The sequence below is a fragment of the Nonomuraea spiralis genome, assembly GCF_014648435.1.
GTDB lineage: Bacteria > Actinomycetota > Actinomycetes > Streptosporangiales > Streptosporangiaceae > Nonomuraea > Nonomuraea spiralis.
Genome location: NZ_BMRC01000006.1, coordinates 317764 through 337091, shown reverse-complemented (window position 1 = coordinate 337091; position 19328 = coordinate 317764). Strand labels below are relative to the sequence as shown.

Below are 19328 nucleotides of genomic sequence, written 5' to 3'. Positions count from 1 at the left end.
AGACGCTACAACACGCGCCGCACATCACGCAACAACTCGCGCCATGACGCCACATTTTGCTGCCTGGTGAGGCAGATTGTCGTGCGAAGCAGGATTCCGATATCCGTCTGTGCTACAACTTGCAACATGAGCGACAGCAGCGGACTTCCCCCCGCGCGCCGACTCTGGGAGCGCGTTGAGAATGAACGCAATCAACGAGGCTGGACCACACTTGAGCTGCAAAAACGCTCCGGGGTGGACCGAGCGACCGTGTCCCGGTGGCAGCACGCGAAACGCGCCCCACTTCCCGAGACGGTCAATGCGCTCGCCGACGCCCTCGGCCTACCGCGAGAAGAACTTCTGGCCCTAGCCGGATTGATCACCAGCCCTGTGGAGCGCGTCCTCCGTGAAGCTGTCACGGCGCCGCAACCGGTGGTAAGTGCCGCTGTCGAGGGTGATGCAGAGACTCAGGAGTTGCTCGCGCGGTTGTCGCCGAGGCGCCGGCGCTTCCTGGAGGAGATCCGAGAATCGGAACGGCAGCGATTGGCGCGGATTGCGCAGGATGCGGCGCGTGAGGCGCGAGAGGCTAACGACCGTTTTGCGCGCCTTGTCCGCATTGAAGTGGAAGAATCCGACATATCGGAAGCGTGATTGCGACGGTACGTAGCGTAACAATTACACAGTGAGTAATTTTGGGTTAACTTAAAGGAAACACTGGAACGTGACTAAACCTCGTGGTTCTCTGTTTCGTGCAACAAGTCGCACCAACCCGAAAAGGGGTATTTGCGCCAACCGCACGACAGACCGAGCAACACGAGGGGGCCCTCACCCATGCGTCACATGCTGCTGCCCACCACAACAGCGCTGTTGTGGATCCTGAACGTCGCCTACGTGGCCGCCGAACGAACGGCATGGCCCACCCTCGGCGAATGGGAATCGGGGCAGCGGCTGCTCATCGGCACCATGATCGTATTCACGATTGCCTGGCTTCTGGAGAAGCAGGGCATCGAGTACAGGATCGGCTACCGGCAGGGGCAGCAAGACAGAGACCAGTAAACGGATTACGGGTGGCGCGTAGGTGACGATGCGCGCTCCCGCACACCTCGGGGACGCAGACGGGCCCGGAGCCAACGGTGGAGGCTCCGGGCCCGTCGCATGCCTACACCCGGTCGCTGGGGGAGTACCGGGCATGCGCCGCCCGCGCCCGCTCATCACCCAGAGCCTCGGTGTACTGCCGGAGCATCGCATCCGACTTCCAGCCCAAAATCCGCTTCACGTCATCCGGACTCGCGCCGGCCGCGAGCAGCTCGTGCGCGCTGCTGCCCCGGAAGCGGTGCGGGAACAGATCCGCCACCCCGGACGCCTCGCCGCGAGCCTTGAGCATTCGCTGGACGCCGGACACCCCCAGGCGCTGCCGATGCTTCACCGCCAGCCATAGCCACTCCAGGCTCGCCGCCGGGTGTCGGCTCCGGACTCGGAGGTATCGGTCGATCGCCTGGGCGGTCTTGTCGCCGATGGGCGCCCAGTGCTCGTTGCCCCCCTTCAGCGTGATCCGGAGCCTGCGCCCTGGCAGATCTACGTCGTAAAGGCGCAGGCCGGTCAGTCCTGAGACTCGCATCCCGTTGTCGAACAGCACGCGGACGATGGCGGCATCGCGACGGGACGCGAAGTCGCCGCCCCGGCATACCTCCAGCAGCGCACCGAACTGCTCCAGAGAGACGTACTCCCGCACCTTCCTCACCATGTGAGGTCGGTCCTTGGCCAGCACGGGGGAGACCGTGGTGCGCTCCTTCTCCTCTATCAGCCAGCTGAAAAAGACGCCGAGGTACGAGTGTGCCGCCAGGGCGGTCGGCACCCCTGCCCGATTCTGCTCGTGCACGAGGAACGCACGCACCTGGTCCCGGCCGACGCATTCAGCGTCGGCCGGCTCATTGTGCTTGGTGAGGTAGGCGACGAAGCGGCGGGCCACGCGCAGATACATCGTGATGGTGTTCTGGCTCCGGTTGGCCGAGCGGAGCGCGAGCTCCCACGAGGCAATGAGGTCGCCGAGCGGGATGCCTGCCGGGACCGCAGGCTTGCGGCGGCGCCCGCTGCTGACGCGGCCGCGGGCGGATGTGATGGGGACGACTGTGGGCATGGCTGCGCCTCCTCCGATGAGGGGGATAGACGGCATTCGGCTTACGCCGGGGAGCGCCGATTATGCTGCCCATCACCCGCATGCAAACTGTTTGAAGATCCACTTGCTCCCTACACGCGGTTGAACCCGGCCCTTAAGCAGGGAAGATAAGGCGCGAGCGCGCGCCTCTCAGACTCCCGATCAACGGCTTATGCGCCACTTATTCTCCGCATACGCCCGGAGGGCATAGGGTGACCGGAGTCAGCACGCCGATGGAGGGACGATGACGAAGGAGAAGGCGCAGGCGAGGCGCGAGCATCTGCAGAAGATGCGGGCCGAGCAACAGCGCAAAGCGCGCCGCGCCGCACTGCTCATGTGGGGGACGGGCGGTCTCATTGTCGTGGTCCTCGTCGGCGTGGTCGGCGTCTACCTGGTCAACCAGGCCCGCGCGACCTCACTCGACGCCGTCACCAGCTACAAGTACGAGGCCGGCCAGCACGTCGCCAAGACCGTGACGTACAAGGAGAGCCCGCCCGTGGGCGGCGAGCACAACAACTACTGGCAGCAGTGCGCGGTCTACGACAAGCCGATCCACAACGAGCACGCCGTCCACTCGCTGGAGCACGGCGCGGTCTGGATCACCTACCGCCCCGATCTGCCCAAGGCGCAGGTCGACGCGCTGAAGGAAGTGGCGACCTCCACGGGCCAGCAGGACTACATGCTGGTCAGCCCCTACCCCGGGCTGCCCGCACCGGTGGTCGCCTCCACGTGGGGCCACCAGCTCAAGCTGCAGGACCCGTCCGACCCGAAGCTGACAGCCTTCATCAAGAAGTACCAGAACGGCTCCGACACCCCTGAGCCGGGTGCCGTCTGCGGCGGCCAGGACGCGATCACCACCACGGCCGACCAGGCCCCGCTGCCGCCCGAGCCCACGGGCAACACGCCGATGGAGACCCTCGCTCCCTCGCCCACCCAGTCCAAGTGACCCCGTGACACGTTCGAAGGGCCCGGCTCCGGCCGGGCCCTTCGGCGTTCACGTCGTGTTCCGCGCTCAGGCGAGCACCTCCTCCAGCGGCGTCCACTCCAGGTCGTGCGCCTCGGCCACCGGCCGGCTGGTCAGGCGTCCCTCGTGGGTGCTCACGCCCGCCGCCAGGGCCGGGTCCGTACGGACCGCCTCGCGCCACCCCTTGGCGGCGACGGCCAGCGCGTACGGCAGCGTCACGTTGGTCAGCGCGAACGTCGAGGTGTGCGGCACCGCCCCCGGCATGTTGGCCACGCAGTAGAAGACCGACTCGTGCACCCGGTACGTCGGCGCGGCGTGCGTGGTCGGCCGGGAGCCCTCGAAGCAGCCGCCCTGGTCGATCGAGATGTCCACCAGCACCGACCCCGGCTTCATCCGCCGGATCAGGTCGTCGGTGACCAGTCTGGGCGCCTTGGCCCCCGGCACCAGGACCGCGCCGATCACCAGGTCGGCCTCCAGCACGGCCTTCTCGATCTCCAGGGTGTTCGACGCGACCGTCTGGCAGTGGCCCTGGTAGATCATGTCGGCCTGGCGGAGCTTGTCGATGTTGCGGTCGAGCAGCAGCACCTCGGCCTGCATGCCGAGCGCGATGGCGGCGGCGTTCATGCCGGACACCCCGGCGCCGATCACGACGACGTTCGCCGCGCGCACCCCGGACACGCCGCCCATGAGCACGCCCCTGCCACCCTGCGAGCGCATCAGGTGGTAGGCGCCCACCTGCGGCGCCAGCCGTCCGGCGACCTCCGACATGGGGGCGAGCAGGGGCAGCGAGCCGTCCCTGTTCTGCACGGTCTCGTACGCGATGGCCGTGACGCCCGAGTTGAGCAGGGCCCTGGTCAGGGCGTTCGAGGCGGCCAGGTGGAGATAGGTGAACAGGACCTGGCCCTTGCGCATCCGGTGGTACTCCTCGGCCACCGGCTCCTTCACCTTCATGATCAGGTCGCCCGCGGCCCACACCTCGTCGGCGTGCGGCACGATGACGGCGCCCGCCGCCGCGTAGTCGTCGTCGGGGATGGCCGAGCCGAGGCCCGCCTCTCGTTCGACGTGGACCTGGTGCCCGTGGCGTACCAGTTCGTGCACGCCCGCCGGGGTGAGTGCGACACGGTATTCGCTGTTCTTGACCTCGCGGGGAACTCCGACCTTCATGGGGTCATCCCTCGTTCGCGTGGAAAGTTGCCGACAACCTGCCTTCTCATTTCCATTCTTCCTCCGATCTCACGGAAAGGTGATGATTCTTCGGCTGATTACCCCGGTTCCGTCCGTCCTCGATAGGCTCACCGGCAGCCCGAACGTGAGGATGGGGTCTCGACGATGGACAAGCCGGTAGAGGCGCCGCCCGCGGAGCCGGGAGAGCCGGAGGAGCCGAAGGCCAGCCGCCTCACCACCGTCGTGCTCACCGTCTCGCTCGTGCTCGTCGTCGCCGTGGCGGGCGTACTCGGCACGGTCGCCGTCCTGATGACCAAGAGCCCGGACAGCCCGCTGCTCGGCGGCGCGCCGCCGACGCGCCTGGCCGTGCCCATCCACTTCGCGCCGGTCAAGGAGACGAAGACCGCGCCCTGTCCGGGCGACCCGGCCGTGCTCGACGAGGGGCAGACCACCTGTTACCTCCTGGAGGACGGCGTCACGGTCGGCGCCGTGCAGCGGATCGAGCCGGTGCGGGAGAGCGACGGGTCGTACTCGGTGCGCGTCGCCGTCGCGCCCGCCTTCAAGGACCGGCTCGTCCGGCTCATCGACGAGTTGCAGCCCGCGCAGCGGCAGGTCGCGGTCGTACTGGCGCCCGAGGGCGAGCAGACGCCGAAGACGGTCCTGGCCGCGCCGGTCGTCACGCAGGGCATGGACGGCGACAGCATGAGCATCGCGGGCTTCACCAAGGAGGAGGCCGACGCGCTGGTGACCCGCATACTCGGCGCGTCCCCGTCGCAGCCCGCCCCAACCGGTCCCGCCCAGTCCGACCCCGCCCAGTCCGACCCCGCCCAGCCGCCGACCCAGCAGCAGCCGCCCGCCACCACGACCCAGCCGGACGGCACGACGACGGGCACCACCGGCACGACCGGGACCACCGGGACCACCGGCACGACGGGCACGACCGGGACCACCAACGGTGTCGCGCGCGTGCCCGACAAGCGCTACGCGAGCTGCAAGGAGGCCCAGGCCGCCGGCGACGGCCCCTACACACGCGGACGGCATGAGGAGTACTCCTGGTATCCCGACCTCGACCAGAACGGCGTGGCCTGCAACAGCGGTGACATCCGCTAACCGAACAGGCTCTCGAGCGCGTTGATCCCGAAGTACGCCAGGAAGATCAACGACACGATCCACAGCAGCCAGGGGATCTGCGCGAACTGCCCCCGGGCCGCCTTGATCAGCGTGTACACGATCACCCCGGCCCCCACCCCGTTCGTGATCGAGTACGTGAACGGCATCAGCGCGATCGTCAGGAACGCCGGGATGGCCACGTCGATGTCGGCCCAGGGCACGTTCTTGGACTGGGTCATCATCAGCGCCCCGACCAGCACCAGCGCGGGCGCCGCCGCGGCCGCCGGCACCACCGCGGCGATCGGCGTGAACAGCAGCGTCAGCCCGAGCAGCGCCCCGGTCACGACACTGGCCAGACCGGTACGCGCCCCTTCGCCGACACCGGCGGCCGACTCGACGAACACGGTGTTGGCCGAGGCGCTGACCGAGCCGCCGACCATGCCCGCCACGCCGTCGACGGTCAGGATGCGGCCCAGCCGCGGCACCCGTCCCAGCCGGTCCACCAGGCCGGCCTCGTCGCTGACGCCGATGATCGTGCCCATGGCGTCGAAGAACCCCGACAACACCAGCGTGAACAGCACCACGGTCGCGGTCAGCGCGCCCGCCGTGACGAACCCGCCGAACAGGTCGAACTGCCCCACCAGCCCGAACCTCGGCGCCGAGATCAGCGACTCGGGCATACGCGGTGCGACCACGCCCCACGACTCGGGCTTGACGGGCACCAGCGAGTTGACCACGACGGCCAGGACGGCGGTGACCGCGATGCTGATGAGGATGGCGGCCGGGGTTCTGCGCACGTACAGGACGATCATCAGGAGCAGGCCGAAGCAGAAGAGCGTGACCGGCCAGCCCGTGAGGTGGCCGGTCGCCCCGAGCTGTACGGGCGTGCCGGTGCCCGAGGCGACGAACCCGGCGTCGACCAGGCCGATCAGGGCGATGAACAGGCCGATCCCGACGCTGATCGCGTGCTTGAGCGCCAGCGGGATCGCGTTCATGATCAGGGTTCGCAGGCCGGTCACGGCCAGGATGATGATGACCGCGCCCTCCAGCACGACCAAGCCCATCGCCTGGGGCCAGGTCATGTGCGGCGCGGCCTGGTAGGCGACCACCGCGTTCAGGCCGAGCCCGGCGGCCAGGGCGAAGGGCGCGTTGCCGATGAACGCCATGAGCAGCGTGGAGATCGCGGCCGCCAGCGCGGTCGAGGTGGTCAGCTCGGAGATCGACAGCCGGGCGCCGGTGACGTCCTTCGCGCCGGCCAGGATGATCGGGTTGAGCAGGATGATGTAGGCCATCGCCATGAACGTGGTCAGGCCGCCGCGGACCTCGCGTCCGACGGTCGTCCCCCGCCCGGTCAGCTCGAAGAGTCTGTCGAGCACCACACGATCCCCCTCGTCATGACCGAGGGGAGTGCGGGTCACCTACCCGGCGGGGGACAAGATCACGCCTTCTCGTGCCGCCCGTGGCCGAGCAGGCCGACGAACTCCTCCAGGCCGATCCGGCCGTCGCCGTCGGTGTCGGCGGACGTGATGAACGCCTCGATCTCGTCCTCCGAGGCGCCGTGCACCCCCAGAGCCTCGTTGGCCTTCCTGATCTCGGCCGCGGTCAGCAGACCGTCGCCGTCGGTGTCGAAGCGACTGAACTCCGCCTCGGCGGCTTCACGACCGCTTGCCATCGGATACCTCCCCGTGATTGGACAAGGCGATATCTTCCGGCCTGATCGGAACGCGAGTCAACCGGAGACCCGTGGCGGCGCGTACGGCGGCGGCGACGGCGGGCGTGGAGGAGAGCGTGGGAGGCTCGCCGGCGCCGCGGAGGCCGTACGGCGCGAACGGGTCTGGATTTTCCAGGATTTTCAGCTGCATGGGCGGCATGTCGAGCATGGTGGGAATCAGGTAGTCGGTGAACGACGGGTTCAGCACCCGGCCGTCGCGTACCTGGATCTCCTCCATGAGCGCCAGCCCGAGGCCCTGGGCCGAGCCGCCGTGGATCTGGCCCTCCAGCGCCTGCGGGTTCAGGATCCGGCCCACGTCCTGCACCGCCGCGAGCTCCACGACCTTGACCAGCCCCAGCTCGGTGTCCACGTCCACCACCGCGCGGTGCACGCACAGCGCGAGCTGCGTATGCGAGTCGCCCTGCCCGCTCACCGGATCCATCGGGTACGTCGGCCGGTGCCGGTACTCGCGGGTCTCCTCGATCGGCCCGAACCTGGCCAGCGCCTCCCGAGGCGGCAACCCCTTGAACCGCTCGCGCACCGCCTCGCAGGCCGCCTTCACCGCGCCGCCCGTCACGTAGGACTGCCGCGAGGCCGACGACGAGCCCGCCGAGCCGACGGAGGTGTCGGCGGTCGCCACGGTCACGTCCTCGATGCCCAGCTCGGTACGCGCGATCTGGCCCTGGACGGTGATCAGCCCCTGGCCCATCTCGGCCGCGGCGGTGTGCACGGTGACGTGCGGCTCGTCGCCCACCAGCTCGGCCCGCACCCTGGCCGTGGAGTAGTCGTCGAAGCCCTCGGAGAAGCAGATGTTCTTGAGGCCGACGCCGTAGCCGACGCCGCGCCGCACCGACTCGCCGTGCGTGGTCTGGGAGACGCCGCCCGGCAGCGCCCGCAGGTCCGCCTCCGTACGGGGGCCCGGCAGCGGCATGGCCTCCAGGTCGCGCAGCATGTCCGCCAGCGGCGCGGGGGAGTCGATCACCTGGCCCGTGGCCAGCGCGGAGCCCTGCGAGACGGCGTTGCGCACCCGGATCTCGACCGGCGACAGGCCGCACGCCTCGGCCAGCCGGTCCATCTGCGACTCGTAGGCGTAACACGCCTGCACCGCCCCGAACCCGCGCATCGCACCGCACGGCGGATTGTTGGTGTAGACGCCCACGGCGTCGATCCACACGTTCGGCACCTCGTACGGCCCCGCCCCCAGCGAGGCCGCGTTGCCCACCACGGCGGGGGAGGAGGAGCAGTACGCGCCGCCGTCCAGCAGGATGTCGGCCTTGACGTAGACCAGGCGGCCGTCGCGCGTGGCGCCGTGCTCGTAGCGCATCCTGGCCGGATGGCGGTGCACGTGCCCGAAGAACGACTCCTCCCGCCCGTACACGATCTTGACGGGGCGGTTCAGGCGCAGCGCCAGCATGCACGCGTGCACCTGCATCGACAGGTCCTCGCGGGCGCCGAACGCGCCGCCCACGCCCGACAGCGTCAGCCGTACCTTCTCCGGCGGCAGGCCCAGGCAGGGGGCGAGCTGGTCGCGGTCCACGTGCAGCCATTGGGTGGCGATGAACAGGTCCACGCCGCCGTCCTCGGCCGGCACCGCGAGGCCCGACTCCGGGCCGAGGAACGCCTGGTCCTGCATGCCGACCTCGTACTCGCCGGTGACGACGACCTCCGCCTCGAAGGTGTCCCCCTTGCGCACCGGCTGGCGCCTGACGAACTCCCGCGACTCGCGCGGATCGGTTACCGCCGGGCGCGGCTCGTACCCGACCACGATGGCCGCCGCCGCCCGGCGCGCGGTCTCCGGATGGTCGGCGGCCACCAGCGCCACCGGCTCGCCCTGGTGGCGGACCTGGTCGATGGCCAGCACGGGCTGGTCCTTGTGGTCGAGCCCGTAGAACTTCTCGCCGGGCACGTCCTCGTGCGTCAGCACGGCCAGCACGCCGGGCATCCGCAGCGCCGGGCCCACGTCGATCGAACGGATCCAGGCCGACGGGTGCGGGCTGCGCAGCGTCACGCCCCACACCATGCCGTCGAGCCACAGGTCGGAGGCGTAGGCGAACTCGCCGGTCACCTTCAGCGTCGCGTCCGGCCGCCGCGCGCTCGCGCCGACCCCCGCGGACCTGGTGGAATGGGCGGTCTCCGTCATCCTCCGAGTAGAGCACCGGCCGGGCCCGGCCTCCTATGCCCGTGACGTGAAATCCCGGTCATACCTTGACACACCGGCCTTGTATATTCCTCCAAGTGCGTATCAGTGACCTGCTGGCGATCGAGGAGCTGGGTCTCAGGCTGCTGGCCGGCGACCCCGATCGCGAGTTCGGCAGCGTCTGCGTCACCGACCTGCCCGAGCCGGGGCGCTACCTGTCCGGCGGCGAGCTGGTGCTGACCGGTCTGATGTGGCGCCACACCGCCGCCGACTCCGCCCGCTTCGTGACCGCCCTGGTCGAGGCCGGGGTCTCCGCGCTCGGCGCGGGCGAGGCCCGCCTCGGGCACGTGCCCGGCGACCTCGTCGCGGCCTGCCGCCGGGCCGGGCTGCCGCTGGTCGAGGTGCCGGTCGAGGTCTCCTTCCGTACGCTGGCCGAGCTGGTCGCGCCCCGGCTGTCCGGTGACGCGCGCGACGCGCTCGGGCGGCACCGCAGGCTCGTGGCGGCCCTGGCCGAGGGCGCCGACCTGCGCGAGCTGTTCGAGCTGACCGCCGCCGAGCTGGGCGTCACGGGCGCCGTCCTGTCCGCGTCCGGCGAGGTCATCGTCGGTACGGCCGCCCAACCGGCGCTGCTGGCCGAGGCGTACCTGACCGCGCCCCGGCTGCCCGTGCTCGCCGAGGGCGTCACGCTCTTCGCCGTCGGCCGCGGGCACCGGGCGGCCGGCTGGGTCCTCGCCTGCGACGGCGACCTGCTCGGCCGCGCCGACCTCGGCTACGAGCTGGCCGCCTGCGTGGCCCTCGAACGCGGCCGCCTGGAGGAAGGCCGCCGGGTCGAGCGCCGGCTGGCCGGGCAGCTCGTCGCCGCCGCCCTCGCCGGGGCCGACGCGGCCGAGCTCAACGCCCGGCTCCGCACGTGCGGCCTCGACGCCGCCGAGCCGTACGCGGTGCTCGACGCCACCGCCGCATCCCACGGCGCCTCCCCCGGTGGGACCGGGGTGCTCGGGGGGCAGGTCGTGGAGGAGCTGCTCGGGCGGGAGACGGTCGCGGCCGTCCGCGGCGAGGGCGCGGTGGCCGTGGTCCCGCTGCGTGGGCGTACCACCGGCGAGCTGGCCGCGCGGCTGCGCGCCGGGGCCGCCGTACTGGCCGCGCTGCCCGCCACCCGCGTGGCCGTCGGCCTGAGCGGCGCGCTGACCGGCGCCGCCGCGCTCAAGGGCGGCGTGGAGGAGGCCGGGCACGCCAGGCGGCTGGCCGAGGCGCGCGACGGCGGCGTGGTCACCAGCGACGAGATCTACACCCACGCCCTGCTGCTGGCCACGGTCCCGGGCGACGTGCGCCGCTCCTTCACCGACCGCCTGCTGTCCCCACTGCTGTCCTACGACCGCGGCCACCAGTCCGACCTGGTCCGCACCCTCGACGTCTTCCTCGACTGCTCAGGCTCCTGGCACGCCTGCGCCGAACGGCTCCACGTGCACGTCAACACCGTCCGCTACCGCATCCGCCGGATCGAGGAGCTGACCGGCCGCGACCTGTCGGCGATGGCCGACCGCGTCGACTTCTTCCTCGCCCTGCGCGACACCACCCCACCCGCCTGACCTCACCCCTCCGGCCCCGCCGCCCCCATCGCCTCCCGCTCCTCCGCGACGCGCTCCAGCCAGGACGCGCTGTCCAGGGCCCGCGCCAGCGACTCCGCCTCGGCCAGGCGTTCCGCCGCCGCCGTCCGCCGCGTCAGCAGCCGGTTGGCCCGGGCGAGCTGGATCAGGCACTGCACCTGCATGAGCTTCGTGCCGCCCGCCACGGCGCGGCCCAGCGCCCGTTCGAGCTGGGCGAGGCCGGCCTCCAGGTCACCGCGGTCGAGCTGGAGGGCGCCGAGCGCGTGACGCATGTGCCCTTCGAGCGCGGCGTCACCGGCCCGCCCGGCCATCGCCGCGGCCTCCTCCAGAGCGGCCGCCGCCTCACCGAGACGTCCCATTTGCCGGTGGGCGTTGCCGATCTGCAGGAGGGCGTACCGCTCGCCGACCTCGGAGGAGATCTCCCTGGCGATCTCCCGCTGGGCCAGCGCGTGTTCGAGGGCCCGGTCGTACCTCTGCGCCTTGGCGTACGTGGCGGCCAGGTTGCCGTGGGCCCGTTGCTCCTCGAAGCGGTCGTTCAGCCGTCTGGCCAGGGTCAGGTGCCGGTCGATGTGCTCCAGCGCCGCGGTGAGGTCGCCCTTGAAGTACTCGCCGACCCCGGCCTGGCTGTGGGCGTGCATGGCGGTCTCGTCATCGGCGAGGCGCTCGGCCACCGACAGCGCCCGGTTCCCGATGGAGATCAGGTCGGCGACCCGGTAGGCCTTCTGCTGGGGCCAGAGCATCGCCAGGCCGAGGGCGGCCCCCGTACGCGCGAGGTCGTCGTCCGGGTCGGCCATGGCCTGCGCCGCGGCGGCCAGCAAGGTGGGCTCCTCCCGCTCGATCCAGGCGTTCGCCTCGTCGGCGTCCCGGAAGGCCCGGCCCGGCTCGGCCACCGGGAGGTGCGTCGGGTGGACCCGGTTGGGGTCCGCGGTGCGGGCGGCCGACCGCAAGCCGGCCGCGTAGTAGCCGAACAGCCGCAGCAGCGGGGCCTTGCGGCCCTCGGCGGGGACCAGCTCCCCGGCGAACACCCGGACGAGGTCGTGCAGCTGGAAGCGGCCACGAACGTCCCGTTCGAGAAGGTGGGCGTCGCTGAGGCGGTCCAGCGCGCACCCGGCCTCCCGCTCGGGTACGCCGGCCAGCCGGGCGGCCGCGTCCGCCGAGAGGTCGGGGACGTGCACGAGCCCGAGCAGGGCCAGCATGCGCGCGGCCGCCCGGTCGACGGCATGGTCGCTGTGCGTGAGATGGCTCCAGCTCGCCGCCAGTCCCGACCGGACCGCGAGATCGCCCGCCTCCAGCTCGTGCAGCCGGGTCCGTTCGTCGGCGAGCCTTCCGGCCAGCTCGCCGACGGTCCAGTCCGGGCGGTCGGCCAGGCGCGCCCCGGCGATGCGCAGCGCCAGCGGGAGCCCATCGCACAGGCGGATCAGCGACGCGGTCCCGGCGGGGTCGGACCGGACCCGTCCCTTCCCGGCCAGTCCGGCCAGCATGCTCCCGGCCTCGGCCCGCGGGAGCCGGCCCAGGCGGACCCGGACGCGGCCGTCCCCCACCCTCAGCGACTCCCTGCTGGTCACGAGGACGCAAACGCCCTCCGGCACCGGCAGCAGCCACCGGATCTGCGCGAGGCCGGCGGCGTCGTCCAGGAGCACGAGGAGCCTTCTGCCCTGCGCCCTGGCGCGCCACAGGGCCACCGCCTCCTCAGAGCCGGGCGGGACGTCCTCGTTCGGCGTGCCGATCGCGCGCAGCAGCCGGGCGGCGATCTCCTGCGGGGTCAGCCGTGGCACGTTCGGCGTCCCGCCGCGCAGGTTGACGAACACCTGCCCGTCCGGGAAGCGGTGCCGTACGCCGTGCGCGACATGCACGGCCAGCGCGGACTTGCCGGAGCCCGGCGCTCCCGAGATCACGACCATCGGCGGCGGCTCGTCGTCACCGGGCGCGAGCAGGGCCCGCAGCCTGGCGATCTCGCGCGGCCGGCCGACGAACCCGCTGAGATCGCGCGGCAACTGCCTGGGGACCGGCCCTTCCTCCCGCGCGACCTCGGTTCCGCCGCCCACCAGCGCGTACGCCCTCCGCAGCCCCTCACCGGGCCCCACACCCAGCTCGTCGTCCAGGACGTGCCGCGCCTCCTCGTACACGCGCAGCGCCTCCTGCCGCCGCCCGCAGGCGTCGAGCGCCAGCACGAGCAGCTCGTACGGATGCTCGCGCAGCGGATGCCGGGCCACCAGGGCCCGCAGCTCGGGAACGGCCTCGTCCGCGGCGCCGAGCCGGATCCGGGCCGCGGCCCGCCCCTCGACGGCGCCCGCGCGCAGCTCCTCCAGCCTGAGCCGCTCCGCCTCGGCGAACGGTCCCGGCACGTCGCCGAGCGCGCGTCCACGCCACAACCCCAGCGCCTGCTCGTAGACGCGCAACGCCTCCGGGTGCGCACCGGCCCCGGCCGACCTGCGGGCCGCCTCGGCGAGACGGGTGAAGGCGATCGCGTCCACCTGGTCCGGCTCGACGAGCAGCCGGTACCCGCCCGCTGCGCCCACCAGCAGGCCCGGCCGCGCGCCCGGGTCCCGGGCCGGCTCGATCGCGCGCCTGAGTCCCGCGACGTAGGTGTAGACGCTCTGCCGGGCACTCGCCGGCGGCCGCCCGCCCCACAGCCCCTCGACGAGCTGGTCCTGCGTGACCACCCGCCCGGGGGACGCCGCGAGCATCACCAGGACCGCCCGCTGCCGCGGCGGTCCCGCGTCGACCTCCTCGCCGTCGAGCACGCACGAGACCGGCCCGAGCAGGCGCAGGCCGAGATCCGGCGCGCTCACGAGCCGTCCGCCGCGATCCTCATCGCCGCCCGCACGGCCGCCAGCTCGGCCTCGGCCTGCTGCTCCCAGGTCGTGAAGCCGTGCCGCCGGATGAGATCCAGGGCCTGTGTCACGTAGTCCAGCGCGTCGTCGAGCTTTCCCAGGACGCGCGAGGCCTTCGACAGCGAGACGAGGCCGCGCACCTGGAACCTGTAGCCCCCGGAGTTGAGTATGTCGGTGGCGGCGTGGATGTGCTCCAGAGTCCGTTCGGCGTCGTCGAGTTCGATCAGCACCTCGCCGAGCGACAGGCGGAAGAGCCCCTCGTGGGTGATGTCCCCGGCCTCCTGGGCCATGACCAGGCCCTCCATGAGGGCCCGGCTCGCCTCGACGGCGCGTGCGGTGCCATGGTGGGCCATGCCGAGTATGAGGAGGGCGAAGCGGACCCCCACCTGCGAGCCGGCGGCGCGCGCCACGGCGAGCTGGCGTTCGGCGTAGGGCAGCGCCTCTTCGAAGCGCAGGCCGGTGACGTAGGCGTTGGCGAGGTTGCCCAGCGCGCGTAGCTCGCCGAAGTCGTCACCGAGGCGCGTCGCGAGCTCCAGCTCCGCCTCCAGGTGGACGACCGCCTCCTCGGTCCTGCCCGTCAGCCGCATGCCGTTGGCGATGTTGTCATGGGAGATGAGCGCCGCCTTCTCGTCGCCGAGCCGCGCGCAGACCCGCAGCACCAGCGTGTTGAGCTCGATGAGCTCCTGAGTCGCACGGGCTCGCTGCTGGTGCCACTTGAGCGCGAAGGTCAGCCGCACGCCCAGTTCCGCGATCTCGTCGTCCGCCGAGTTCAGCGCCTGGACGGCCGCCGCGCTCAGGACGTGCGTCTCCTCCAGCAACCAGGACTGCGCCTCCTCGGCGTCCGAGAACTCGTGCCTGGGCCCGTCGACGTCCTGGGCGAGCTGCACCCGGTGCGGGTCGATGATGACGCTGCTCAGCCGCGTGGACGCGGCTAAGTAGGCGAGCGTCCGGGCCAGCGGACGCTTCCAGTCCTCGGGGCGCAGCTCGCCGGCGAAGAGCCTGACGAGGTCGTGCAGCTGGTAGCGGCCCGGTCTGGGCCGATCGATCAGGTGGGCGTCGGCCAACCGGTCGAGCGCGCGCGCCGCCTCCTCCGCTCCGGTGCCGAGCAGCATCGCCGCCGTCTCCGGGGTCACGTCCGGCACGTTCAGCAGCCCCAGCAGCGGCAGGGTGCCGGCGGCCATCCGGTCCAGGGGGCGCGGGCTCGCCGCCAGACCGCTGTGGCTGCCGCTGAGGCTGGAGCGCACGGCCAGGTCTCCGGCCGCCAGCTCCCGCAGCCGTCCGCGTTCGTCGGTGAGCCGCCCGGCGAGTGTGCCCACGCTCCACTCCGGGTGGTCGGCCAGGCGCGCGCCCGCGATCCGCAGCGCGAGGGGGAGGCCGTCGCACAGGCCGACCAGTGCGGCGGTGTGGCCGGCGTCGGCCGCCACCCGCTCGTCGCCGGCCAGCTTGGACAGCATGGCCGCGGACTCGGGCCCGGAAAGCGGACGGAGCCGGAGTTGCACGCAGTCGTCGCCCGCCGTGAAGGACTCCCTGCTGGTCACGAGCACGCTCACGCCCAGCGGCGTGCCGAGGAACGGCCTGATCTGTGCCAGGCCGGCCGCGTCGTCCAGAAGCACCAGGAGCCTTCTGCCGTGCAGTCTGCTCCGCCACATCGCCGCCGCCTCGTCCACGTCGACGGGGATGTCCTCGTCCGAGGTGCCGATGCCGCGCAGCAGCCGTCCGGCGATCTCGTGAGCCGGCAGCGGCGCGACGCCCGGGGTGCCGCCGCGCAGGGCGATGGCGAGCTGCCCGTCCGGGAAGCGGTCCTCGACCGCGTGCCCCACGTGCACGGCGAGCGCCGACTTGCCCACACCCGGCGGCCCCGATATGGCGACGACCGGGTGGGGTTGCCCCGCCTGCGGCGCCAGCAACGATCTCAGCCGGGCGACCTCCTCGGACCGGCCGACGAATCCGATGAGATCGCGCGGCAACTGCCGGGGCACGGAGGTGGTGGCGGATGGGGGCTCCTCGGCGCCGCCGGACAGGACCACCCTGTGCGCCGCGCGCAGGCCCTCGCCGGGCAGGACACCGAGCTCTTCGTCCAGGGTGCGTCTGGCCCTCTCGTAGGCCAGCAGCGCCTCCGCCTGGCGGTCGGCGCCGTGCAGGGCCAGGACGAGCAGTTCGTGGAGGCGCTCCCGCAGCGGATGGCGTCCGACAAGGTCCTGCAGGGTGGTGATGGCCTCGCGCTGTCGGCCGAGACGGAGCAGGGTCTCGGCGCGGGCCTCGGTGGCGCCCAGGAACAGCTGCTCCAGCCGGGAGCGCTCGGCCTCGGCGAAGGGGCCGGCCAGGCCGCTCAGGGCCACGCCGCGCCACAGGGACAGCGCCTGCTCCAGCACGCGCAGGGCGTCGTCGCCACGGCCGGGATCGAGGAGGCGCGCCTCCTCCACCAGCTCCGTGAACAGGCAGGAGTCCACCTGGCGGGGCGCGAGCAGCAGCCGGTACCCGCCCGCCTCCCCGACGAGGACCGTCGAACGCCGGCCGGGCTCGCGACCCGGTTCCAGCGCGCGCCGCAGCCCGGCCACGTACGTGTAGACGCTCTGCTCGGCGCTGGCCGGCGCGTCGTCCCCCCACAGCCCTTCCACGAGCCGGCCCTTGGTCACGACGCGGCCCGGGGGAGAGGCGAGCATCGCGATGACCGCACGCTGCCGGGCGGCGCCGAGGTCGATCTCCGCGTCACCGAGCACGCCGGTCACCGGGCCGAGCAGGCGGATGCCGATGCCGTCGATCACCCGCGCCTCGCACGGGCCTCGTGCACGGCGGCCTGCTCTTCCCTGGCCTCCGTCTCCCACTCCGCCAGCCCGTCCGCGCCGGCCACCGCCTCGGTGACGTGGGCGAGCGCCAGATCGAGCTTGCCCATGGCCCGGTACGTGCGCGACAGCCCGACCAGGTCGCGCAGCCGTCCCACCCGGTAGCCGGCCCGCTCGATCAGCTCCAGGGCGATGAGGTAGTGGGGCAGGGCGTGCTCCGGCTCGCCCAGATCCAGGTGCACCCGGCCGAGAACCGCGCGCAGCTGCGCCTGGTGCGTCCTGTCGTCCGCCTCCTCGGCCTCGGCCAGGCCCAGGGCCAGGATCTTGCGGGCCTCCTGCGGCCGGCCGAGTGCCTGGTGGGCCTCGCCGATGATGAGCATGGCGTACCGGGCGCCGACCCGGGCGCCGATCAGGTCGGCGATCGCGAGCTGCTGTTCGGCGAAGACGATCGCCTGCTCGTACTGGTCGCCGTTGAAGTACGCGTTGGCGAGGTTGCCCAGCGCGCGCTGCTCGGAGAAGGTGTCGCCGAGCCGCCTGGCGATGGCCAGCTCGGTCCGCAGGTGCTCGACGGCCTCTTCGATCCGCCCCCGCATGCGCAGGGCGTTGGCGAGCAGACCTTGGGCGTGCATCGTGTTCTCCACGTCGCCGAGCCGTTCGCACACGGCCAGGGCCATCGAGCTGAGCTCGATCATCTCCAGCGTCCGGTAGCTGCGCTGGTAGGGCCATTCCAGGGCGAGCGTGAGCGCCACGCCCATCGCCGCGACGTCGTCGTCCTCGGCGGCGAGCGCCTGGCGGGCCGCGGCCGTCAGGACGCCCTCCTCCTCCAGCAGCCAGGCCGTCGCCTCCTCCTGGCCGGTCACCATGTGCACGGCCGACTCGGGAGCGGTGCCGCGCTGGGCGCGGTGCGGATCGAGCACGCCGCTGGCCAGGCGCGTGGAGGCCGCGAAGTACGCGAGCGCGCGCAGCACCGGCTTCTTGGCGTCGCCGGGCCGCTGCTCGCCCGCGAACAGCCGGACGAGGTCGTGGAGCTGGTAGCGGCCCGGCCGGGGGCGGTCGAGCAGGTGCGCGTCGGTCAGCCGTTCGAGGGCCAGGTCGGCGTCCGCGGGGTCGGCGGCGAGCAGCGCCGCGGCCGCCTCGGCGGTGATCTCGGGCACGTGCAGCAGGCCCAGCAGGGACAGCGTGCGGGCGGCCAGCCGGTCGAGGGGGCGGGGGCTGCGTTCGAGGGCGGTGAAACCGGCCGCCAGGCTGGAGCGTACGGCCAGGTCCCCGGCCACGAGCTCGTGCAGGCGCCGCCGTTCGTCGCCCAGCCGGCCGGCCATGGTGGCGACGCTCCAGTCGGGGCGACCTGCCAGGCGGGCCCCCGCGATGCGCAGCGCCAGGGGCAGGCCCTCGCAGAGCCGTACGAGCTCGGCGGTGTCGCCGGCGCCGGCCCGCACGCGCTCCTCCCCGGCCAGCCCGGCCAACATCGCGGCCGATTCGGCGGGGGACATCCGGCCGAGTTCGAGCTGGTAGGAGTCCTCGCCCCAGGTCATGGTCTCGCGGCTGGTGACCAGCAGCGCGGTGCCGAAGGGCGTGGACAGCAGCGGGCGGATCTGGGTCAGGTCGGCGGCGTCGTCCAGCAGGACGAGGACCTTGCGGCCGTGCAGGAGGCTGCGCCACATCGCCGCGGCCTCGTCCGGATCGGCGGGTACGGCGTCGGCCGCCACGCCCAGCCCGCGCAGGAACCGGCCGAGCACGTCGAGCGCGGTCAGCGCGGGCAGCTCCGGCGTCGCGCCGCGGCAGTTGACGAAGAGCTGGCCGTCGGGGAAACGGTCCTGGACCAGGTGGGCGACCTGGGCGGCCAGCGTGGACTTCCCGACGCCCGGCGGCCCTGAGACGATCACCAGTGGGGTCGGCGGGCTTCCGTCGTCCGGGGCCAGCCGCCTGGCCAGCTCGTCCAGCTCGCACGACCGGCCGACGAACCCCGCCAGGTGGCGCGGGAGCTGGTGGGGCACCCCGTCCCCCCGCCACGGCGCCGGCTCGCCGCGCAGCACCAGCTCGTGGCACCTGCGCAGGCCCTCGCCCGGCGTCAGGCCCAGCTCCTCCAGGAGCAGCAGCCGGCCCTCCTCGTAGACCTCCAGCGCCTCGGCCTGGCGGCCCGACCGATAGAGGGCCAGCATCAGCAGTTCGCGGGTGCGCTCGCGCAGCGGGTGGCGGGCGGTCAGGTCACGCAGGTCCTCGGTGATCTCGTGGTGACGGCCCAGGTGCAGCAGGCTCTCCGAACGCTGCTCCAGGGCCGTCAGCCGTAACAGCCCAAGACGGGAGCGTTCCCGCTCGGCGAACGGGCCGGTCAGGCCGCTCAGCGCGGGGCCGCGCCACAGCGCCAGGGCCTCGTCCAGCAGGCGTACGGCCCGGCGGTCGTCGCCGTCGCCCCGGCACTCACGGGCTTCGTCGAGCCGTGTGGCGAAGCACAGGGAGTCGACCTGCGCGGGCCCGACATGTAAGACGTATCCGGCGCCCGTGCCGGATAACCACCGCGACGGGGCGCGCCGCCCCCGGTCGGGCTCGAAGGCGCGGCGCAGGCCGGAGACGTAGGTGTAGACGCTCTGCTCGGCGTTGCGCGGCGGCTCGTCGCCCCACATCCCGTCGACGAGCTGGCTCATGGGTACGGGCCGGGCGGCGGCCGAGGCGAGGATGGCGAGAGTGGCCCGCTGCCGGGCCGGGCCTAGATCGAGGGGCTGGAAGCCGCGTTCGGCGTGAACGTCGCCGAGAAGGCGAATGTAGATGTCGTCGCTCACGCGTCCTCCCCGGTACGGCCCTACGTCCCCCTCACGAAGGCAGCGTAATCAGAATCTTGTGGCGGTAAAGCGGTCAGACGACTGTAGATCGAATGTAGACGGCGTCA

13 protein-coding genes are annotated in these 19328 nt (G+C 72.3%); 5 read left to right on the top strand and 8 right to left on the bottom strand.

Features of this window, described 5'->3' with window-relative positions:
• Positions 1-126 precede the first annotated feature (126 nt).
• A complete protein-coding gene (locus tag IEZ27_RS17285; protein WP_189648128.1) occupies positions 127-630 on the top strand; it encodes a helix-turn-helix domain-containing protein in 504 nt (167 codons plus the stop codon).
• A 189-nt stretch (positions 631-819) separates the two neighbouring features.
• Entirely contained in the window at positions 820-1035 is a 216-nt protein-coding gene (locus IEZ27_RS17280) for a hypothetical protein (protein ID WP_189648127.1), read from the top strand.
• A 103-nt stretch (positions 1036-1138) separates the two neighbouring features.
• On the opposite strand, the gene IEZ27_RS17275 is transcribed toward IEZ27_RS17280, so the two are convergent.
• On the bottom strand, positions 1139-2116 hold the full coding sequence (locus tag IEZ27_RS17275) for a tyrosine-type recombinase/integrase (RefSeq protein ID WP_189648126.1): 978 nt from the start codon (positions 2114-2116) through the stop codon (positions 1139-1141).
• A gap of 262 nt (positions 2117-2378) precedes the next feature.
• Here IEZ27_RS17275 and IEZ27_RS17270 point away from each other — a divergent pair, with 262 nt between their 5' ends.
• Positions 2379-3080: a DUF3105 domain-containing protein gene (locus tag IEZ27_RS17270; RefSeq protein WP_189648125.1), complete on the top strand. Its 702-nt coding sequence runs from the start codon at positions 2379-2381 to the stop codon at positions 3078-3080.
• 66 nt (positions 3081-3146) lie between these two features.
• On the opposite strand, the gene ald is transcribed toward IEZ27_RS17270, so the two are convergent.
• Entirely contained in the window at positions 3147-4262 is a 1116-nt protein-coding gene (ald, locus tag IEZ27_RS17265) for an alanine dehydrogenase (RefSeq protein WP_189648124.1), read from the bottom strand.
• 165 nt (positions 4263-4427) lie between these two features.
• Between ald and IEZ27_RS17260 the strand changes: the two genes are divergently transcribed.
• Positions 4428-5372 (top strand): excalibur calcium-binding domain-containing protein, encoded by a 945-nt coding sequence (locus tag IEZ27_RS17260; RefSeq protein ID WP_189648123.1) that lies wholly within the window; start codon positions 4428-4430, stop codon positions 5370-5372.
• On the opposite strand, the gene IEZ27_RS17255 is transcribed toward IEZ27_RS17260, so the two are convergent.
• The 3 genes from IEZ27_RS17255 to IEZ27_RS17245 form a co-directional block, all read right to left on the bottom strand.
• Positions 5369-6748, bottom strand: a complete 1380-nt coding sequence (locus IEZ27_RS17255) for an NCS2 family permease (protein ID WP_189648122.1) — start codon at positions 6746-6748, stop codon at positions 5369-5371. The two genes, IEZ27_RS17260 and IEZ27_RS17255, sit on opposite strands and share 4 nt — an antisense overlap.
• A gap of 62 nt (positions 6749-6810) precedes the next feature.
• Positions 6811-7044 (bottom strand): EF-hand domain-containing protein, encoded by a 234-nt coding sequence (locus tag IEZ27_RS17250; protein ID WP_189648121.1) that lies wholly within the window; start codon positions 7042-7044, stop codon positions 6811-6813.
• On the bottom strand, positions 7028-9223 hold the full coding sequence (locus tag IEZ27_RS17245; RefSeq protein ID WP_189648120.1) for a xanthine dehydrogenase family protein molybdopterin-binding subunit: 2196 nt from the start codon (positions 9221-9223) through the stop codon (positions 7028-7030). Before IEZ27_RS17245 ends, IEZ27_RS17250 begins: the two co-directional genes overlap by 17 nt.
• Before the next feature lie 95 nt (positions 9224-9318).
• Between IEZ27_RS17245 and IEZ27_RS17240 the strand changes: the two genes are divergently transcribed.
• The gene (locus IEZ27_RS17240; RefSeq protein WP_189648119.1) at positions 9319-10809 is read left to right on the top strand and encodes a PucR family transcriptional regulator; all 1491 of its coding nucleotides are present in this window, start codon (positions 9319-9321) and stop codon (positions 10807-10809) included.
• Positions 10810-10811: 2 nt separating this feature from the next.
• Here the strand turns inward: IEZ27_RS17240 and IEZ27_RS17235 are convergent, their stop codons facing one another.
• The 3 genes from IEZ27_RS17235 to IEZ27_RS17225 are packed head-to-tail and all read right to left on the bottom strand — an operon-like array spanning position 10812 to position 19221.
• Entirely contained in the window at positions 10812-13619 is a 2808-nt protein-coding gene (locus IEZ27_RS17235) for an AfsR/SARP family transcriptional regulator (protein WP_189648118.1), read from the bottom strand.
• On the bottom strand, positions 13616-16426 hold the full coding sequence (locus IEZ27_RS17230) for an AfsR/SARP family transcriptional regulator (protein WP_189648117.1): 2811 nt from the start codon (positions 16424-16426) through the stop codon (positions 13616-13618). Before IEZ27_RS17230 ends, IEZ27_RS17235 begins: the two co-directional genes overlap by 4 nt.
• Positions 16423-19221, bottom strand: a complete 2799-nt coding sequence (locus IEZ27_RS17225) for an AfsR/SARP family transcriptional regulator (protein WP_189648116.1) — start codon at positions 19219-19221, stop codon at positions 16423-16425. The genes IEZ27_RS17230 and IEZ27_RS17225 overlap by 4 nt, the downstream gene beginning before the upstream one ends.
• Positions 19222-19328 lie beyond the last annotated feature (107 nt).